We start from the raw sequence: 6,439 nt of genomic DNA, 5'->3' as shown, positions 1-6,439 counted from the left end.
CCTCTTAGGTGTGATCGGCGTCTCGACGCCGCGTGAGTGACTGACGAGCGAATGCGCGACCTGCGGTTGCCGCTCCGGTACGACCCAAGGCCCGCGTGGCCGGGAGGAGATATCCCGATGACAATCGGCGATGGAACACCTACACCTTCGGATCGGGCGGATGTCCTGATCATCGGCGCCGGCCCCTCCGGCGGTGTCGTGGCCGAGCACATGGCCCGGCACGGGTTCTCGGTGGTCTGCCTGGAGCAGGGCCGCTGGGTCAACAGCGGCGAGTTTCCTGCCGTCAAGCCGGAGTGGGAGTTGCTGGCGCAGAAGCAGTGGTACCCCGAACCGAACGTGCGCGGCAACGCCGAGGACTATCCGACGAACGTGTCCGAGTCGGACGTCTCGCCGGTGATGTTCGCGGGTGTCGGTGGCAGCACGCTGATCTACAGCGCGCACTGGATGCGCCTGCTGCCCTCCGACTTTCGGGTCAAGACCCTCAACGGTGTCGCCGACGACTGGCCGATCACCTACGAGGACCTAGCCCCGTACTACGACCGGATGGACGCCGCCGTCGGCCTCGCCGGCCTCGAGGGCGACCCGATGTACCCCGACGGCATGGTGCCGCCGCTGCCCCCGCATCCGATCGGCAAGATCGGGCGGATCGCCGCCCGCGGGATGAACAAGCTGGGCTGGCACTGGTGGCCCTCCCCCAACGCGATTGCCTCGCAGAAGCACGGTGAGTTCGCGCGCTGTGCCCGATGGGGCACCTGCGAGACCGGTTGCCCGGAGGGTGCGAAGTCGTCCTTCGATCTCACCCACTGGCCGACCGCCATCCGGCACGGTGCCCGGTTGATCACCGGCGCCCGGGTCTCCACGATCACCGTCGACGCCAAGGGTCGCGCGGACGGCGCCGTCTACGTCGACGCCGCCGGCCGCGAGCACCGGCAGAAGGCCCGGCTGGTCGTCGTCGCCGCGAACGGTATCGGCACCCCACGACTGTTGCTGCTCTCCGCGCACGGCGGCGCCCCGAACGGGCTGGCGAACTCGTCCGGTCTCGTCGGCAAGAGGCTGATGCTGCACCCGAACGCCGAGGTCACCGGCATCTATGACGAGCCGCTCGACAGCTGGCGGGGACCGGCCGGGCAGGCCATTCACTCGCTCGAGTTCTACGAAACCGACGCCTCGCGCGGCTTCGTCGGCGGCGCGAAGTGGCAGGTCATGCCCATCGGCGGGCCGCTGCGCGCGCTGTCACTGCACGACCGGCGTCCGTTCGCCGAGAAGTGGGGGCCGGCGGTGCACGACCGTATGGACGAAACGCTCGGCCGGGGCCTGCAGTGGGGCATCAACTCGCAGGACATGCCGGAGGAGAGCAACCACGTCGATCTCGACCCGACGCTCACCGACTCGAACGGCATCCCCGCTCCGCGTGTGCGATACCGGTTGTCGGAGAACACCAAGAAGCTCCTGCAGTTCAACCTCGCACGCGCCGTCGAGGCGCACGAGGCCGCCGGAGCGGTCCGCACGGTGGCCACCGACCTGTGGCCGGAGCAGCCCGGGCACCTGCTGGGCACGGCCACGATGGGCACCGATCCCGCCACGTCGGTGGTCAACGAATGGAACATCGCGCACGACGTGCCGAACCTGGCGATCGTCGACGGCAGCGTGATGCCCACCTCGGGGGCGGTCAACCCGACCGCAACCATCACGGCACTGGCGCTGCGTGCCGCCGAACACCTGACGAACAACGCACGCTGGCAGGAGATTTCCGAATGACACACCTGAGCGAGCAGGAACGGCAGACGCTCTGGCGCGTCGCCGACGTCCTCATCCCCGCCACCGCGACCCGGCCCGGCCTCCGCGACGCCGACCCCGACGGACTCTGGCTCGAACGGGCCCTGACCGCACGCTCGGACCTGGTCGGTGCGCTGCAGGCGGAGCTGGCACGACTGGAGACGGTCCCCGACCTCGAACCGGCCGTCATCGACCTGCACGAGAGCGACCGGGCGCGGTTCGAGGTGCTGGCGACCGCGGTCAGCGGCGCCTACTACCTCGTGCCCGCGGTCCGAGAGCTGATCGGCTACCCCGGTCAGCACCGCACCCCGCCGCGCCTGGAGGAGGCCGCCGAGGAACTCTCCGACGAGGTCTTCGAGGCAGCGATGAACTACCCCGGCTCCTACCGGCCGACACCTCGATAGCCCCGTCACCCCCTAGACCTGCCCGAAAAGAAAAGGACCTCACCCATGACCCTCTCCACGATCGGATCCGACCAGCGTTCGGTGCTGCACACGCTCGCCGGACGAGTGACCGGCAACTTCATCGACGGCCGTTGGACCCCGTCGGGCTCGCCCGACACCATCACGGTGCTCGACCCGTCCACCGGCCGCGAAATCGGAACGGTCCCGGCCTCGTCCGCCGCCGACGTCGACGCTGCGGTGGCCGCCGCCCGCACCGCGCAGCCCGGCTGGGCGGCCCTCACCCCCGCGGCCCGCTCGAAGTTCCTGCTCGACATCGCCACCCTGACCGAGGAACTGCTGGAAGAGATCTCGATCATCGAGGCGGTCGATGCCGGCAAGCCGATCACCGCGGTCCGGGACGAGGAACTGCCCGGGGTGATCGACGCGATGCGGTTCTTCGCCGGCGCCGCCCGCACCCTGCCAGCCCCCTCCAGTGGTGACTACCTCGAGGGTGTCTCCTCGATCATGCGCCGCGAACCGGTCGGCGTCGCCGTCGGCATCACGCCGTGGAACTACCCGCTGCTGCAGGCGGTCGCCAAGGTGTTCCCGGCCCTCGCCACCGGCAACACCTACGTCCTCAAGCCCGCCGAGACCACTCCGTACTCGACCGCGTGGCTCGCCGAGATCGTCGCCCGGGTGCTCCCGGACGGGGTGTTCAACGTGGTCTTCGGCACCGGCGCCGTCGCCGGTGACGCCCTCGCCCGGCACCCGAAGGTCGACGTGGTCTCGTTCACCGGATCCATCGAGACCGGCCGCAAGGTCGGCATCGCGGCCGCCGACGGCGTCAAGAAGGCCATCATGGAGCTCGGCGGCAACTCCCCGGTCATCGTGTTCGGCGACGCCGATCTCGAATCCGCGCTCGATGCGATCGCGATCGGCGGGCTGTACAACACCGGCCAGGAGTGCATGTCCGCAAGCCGAGTCATCGTGCACGCATCCCTGCTGGATGCAGTCGTCGACGGACTGAAGGCGCGGTGCAGCCGCGAAAAGCTCGGCGACGTCCTCGACCCCACCACCACCATCGGGCCCCTGAACTCCGCCCAGCAGCGCGACCGGGTGCTCGCCAAGATCGAGGCCCGCACCTCCGGCGCCCGCGTGGTCGCGGGCGGCGAGAACTGCGAGGGTGACGGGTTCTTCTTCCCCCCGACGATCGTGGTCGGAGTCGCCGATGACGAAGAACTGGTCCAGGAGGAAATCTTCGGCCCGGTGTTCACCGTGCAGATCTTCGAGACCGAAGAGCAGGCGATCGCGCTGGCCAACGGCACCCGGTACGGGTTGGCGTCGTCGGTGTTCACCAGCAACGTCGGTACGGCCACCCGCGTCCAGAACGCCCTGAACTTCGGCACCGTGTGGGTCAACAACCACCTGGTCTTCGCCGCGGACCTGCCCGTCAGCGGATTCGGGGCCTCGGGCATCGGCACCGAGAACGCCGAGGCCGGGCTGCTCGAGTACACCCGCCTCAAGCACGTCATGGTGGACAACCGCTGACCGGCCCGCCGCGACGCCGACCCGACCACCCTCCCCTGTCCGGAAGAAACGAAGGAATCACTGTGGCGCAACATATCTGGGACCGACCCGCGCAGTACATCGGTGGCCGCTACCGTGACGGCAAGTCCGCCGACACGTTCGACGTGCTCGACCCGTCCACCGGTCGGACCGTCGTCACCGGCGCCCTGGCGTCGACCGAGGACGTCGACGACGCCGTCACCGCCGCCACCGCCGCCCTACCGGACTGGGCCGGCGCCACCCCGGCCCACCGCTCCGAGGTGATGACCCGGTGGGCGCGGGAGCTCGACACGATCGCCGCTCAGCTTGCGACCGTGGAGTCGGCGCAGGCCGGTAAGCCGATCAAGCTGACCACCGAGTTCGACGTCCCGGGCAGCATCGACAACGTCGCCTTCTTCGCCGGCGCGGCGCGCAACCTCGAGGGCAAGGCCTCGGGCGAGTACTCGGGCGATCACACCTCGAGCATCCGCCGCGAGCCGATCGGCGTCGTCGGATCGATCGCGCCGTGGAACTACCCGCTGCAGATGGCCGCGTGGAAGATCCTGCCCGCGGTGGCCGCCGGCAACACCATCGTCCTCAAACCCGCCGAGATCACCCCGCTGACCTCGTTGCTGTTCGCCGAGGCCGCCACCCGCGCCGGAATGCCGGACGGGGTGATCAACGTGATCACCGGCAAGGGCACCACCGCCGGCCACGCACTGGTGACCCACCGCGACGTCAGCATGGTCTCGTTCACCGGCTCCACCCCGGTCGGACACAGCATCGCCGCCGCCTCGGCAGGCAAGCGGCTGCACCTGGAACTGGGCGGCAAGGCCCCGCTCGTCGTCTTCGACGACGCCGACCTCGAGGCTGCCATTCAGGGGGCGGTGGCCGCGTCGCTGATCAACACCGGCCAGGACTGCACCGCCGCGACCCGCGCCTACGTCCAGCGCCCGCTGTTCGACCAATTCGTCGACGGCGTCGCAGCAGTGATGGACACCGTCCGGCTCGGCCCCACCACCGATCCGTCCACCGATCAGGGGCCGCTCGTCTCGCGCCGCCAGCAGGAGCACGTCGCCGGGTTCGTCGACCGCGCCCGCGCCGGCGGGGCCACGGTCGTACGGGGCGGGACCATGCCGGGTGGCGACCTCGCCGACGGCTTCTATTACGAGCCCACCCTGGTCGTCGGCGCCGAACAGGACAGCGAGATCGTGCAGCAGGAGATCTTCGGCCCCGTCCTGGTCGTGCTCCCCTTCGATCACGACGACGAGGGCATCGCGCTGGCCAACGACACCCCGTTCGGTCTGGCGGCGTCGGCGTGGACCCGGGACCTGTACCGGGCGCAACGCGCCACCCGCGATATCGCCGCCGGGTGCGTGTGGGTCAACGACCACATCCCGATCATCAGCGAGATGCCGCACGGCGGATACAAGCAGTCCGGCTACGGCAAGGACATGTCGACCTACTCGCTCGACGAGTACACCAACATCAAGCATGTGATGTCGGATATCACCGGCGTCGCCCGCAAGGACTGGCACCGGACGATCTTCGGTGACCGGTAAGTCCGTCTGCCCGCCGGACACCGAAAGACAACCTCAGCGCGCGTCGGTAGCGCCGAAAGAAGAGAGCGAACAATGCGATTCAGCCGCGTACTCAATGTGGTCAACTGCCACGCCGAAGGCGAGGTCGGGAACGTCATCGTCGGGGGCATCGGCGACGTTCCCGGCCAGACGATGTTCGACAAGCGCGTCTACCTCGAGGAGAACCTCGATCAGATCCGCCAGCTGATCCTGTTCGAGCCCCGCGGTGCGGCGGTGCAGAACGCCAACATCATCCTGCCGTCCAACCACCCCGACGCCCCCCTCGGCTACGTCATCCTCGAGTCGACGGAATACCCGGCGATGTCCGGGTCGAACACCATGTGCGTGGCGACCGTGCTGCTCGAGACGGGGATGTTGCCGATGACCGAGCCGGTCACCGAGGTGGTCCTCGAGTCCCCCGCCGGCCTGATCAAGGTGCAGTGCGAATGCAAGGACGGCAAGGTCGAAAACGTTCGGCTCACCAACCAGCCGGCCTTCGTCTACCACACCCAGGTGCCCCTCGACGTCCCCGATCTGGGCAAGCTCACCGTCGACATCGCCTACGGCGGAATGACCTACGTCGTCGTCGACGCCGCCGAAGCAGGTTTCGACCTGGCGCCCTCCGAGGCCCGCGCCCTGTGCGAACTCGGCCAGCGCATCAAGAAGGCCGGCGCGCAGCAGTACGAGGTCAAGCACCCCGAAAACCCGGAGATCCCCGGCATCACCCAGACGGTCTTCACCGGGCCGCTGTCCCGGCAGACCGACGAGAGCGGCGAGTATCTGACGTCGAAGAACGCCGTCGTCGTCTCCCCCGGCCGGATCGACCGATCCCCGTGCGGCACCGGCACCTCGGCACGAGTGGCGGTCCTGCACGCCCGCGGCGACCTCGCCGTCGGCGAACGGTTCGTCCACGAATCGCTGATCGGCACCAAGTTCGACTCCCGGGTGGAGTCCGTGACCACCATCGGCGGGTACGACGCGGTCGTCCCCAGCGTCGCCGGACGGGCCTGGATCACCGGCACCACCCAGCTCGGACTCGACCCCAGCGATCCCTTCCCGAACGGATACACCCTGGGCGACACCTGGCTCACTGCGCTCTGAACAAACACAACACAGAACACCGAACGAGACTGCACGCCCCCCACATGTGGGGGG

At 68.9% G+C, this 6,439-nt stretch carries 5 protein-coding genes; all 5 read left to right on the top strand.

The annotated features are described in order from the left end of the window. Positions 1-117 precede the first annotated feature (117 nt). The 5 genes from ACFTZB_RS41240 (at position 118) to ACFTZB_RS41220 (ending at position 6,385) form a co-directional block, all read left to right on the top strand. Positions 118-1,758 (top strand): GMC family oxidoreductase, encoded by a 1,641-nt coding sequence (locus ACFTZB_RS41240; RefSeq protein WP_378441057.1) that lies wholly within the window; start codon positions 118-120, stop codon positions 1,756-1,758. Next, entirely contained in the window at positions 1,755-2,180 is a 426-nt protein-coding gene (locus ACFTZB_RS41235; RefSeq protein ID WP_378441055.1) for a hypothetical protein, read from the top strand. The genes ACFTZB_RS41240 and ACFTZB_RS41235 overlap by 4 nt, the downstream gene beginning before the upstream one ends. A 45-nt stretch (positions 2,181-2,225) precedes the next feature. Next, the gene (locus tag ACFTZB_RS41230) at positions 2,226-3,707 is read left to right on the top strand and encodes an aldehyde dehydrogenase family protein (RefSeq protein WP_378441053.1); all 1,482 of its coding nucleotides are present in this window, start codon (positions 2,226-2,228) and stop codon (positions 3,705-3,707) included. Positions 3,708-3,769: 62 nt separating this feature from the next. Then, complete coding sequence (locus tag ACFTZB_RS41225; protein ID WP_378441051.1) at positions 3,770-5,266, top strand: gamma-aminobutyraldehyde dehydrogenase; 1,497 nt, start codon at positions 3,770-3,772, stop codon at positions 5,264-5,266. A 72-nt stretch (positions 5,267-5,338) separates the two neighbouring features. Next, entirely contained in the window at positions 5,339-6,385 is a 1,047-nt protein-coding gene (locus ACFTZB_RS41220) for a proline racemase family protein (protein ID WP_378441049.1), read from the top strand. Positions 6,386-6,439 lie beyond the last annotated feature (54 nt).

Origin of the sequence: Rhodococcus sp. NPDC057014, from assembly GCF_042673295.1 — a bacterium.
Taxonomy (GTDB): Bacteria; Actinomycetota; Actinomycetes; order Mycobacteriales; family Mycobacteriaceae; genus Rhodococcus_F.
The sequence above is the reverse complement of the archived record's forward strand: the minus strand, read 5'-3'. Positions and strand labels throughout refer to the sequence as shown.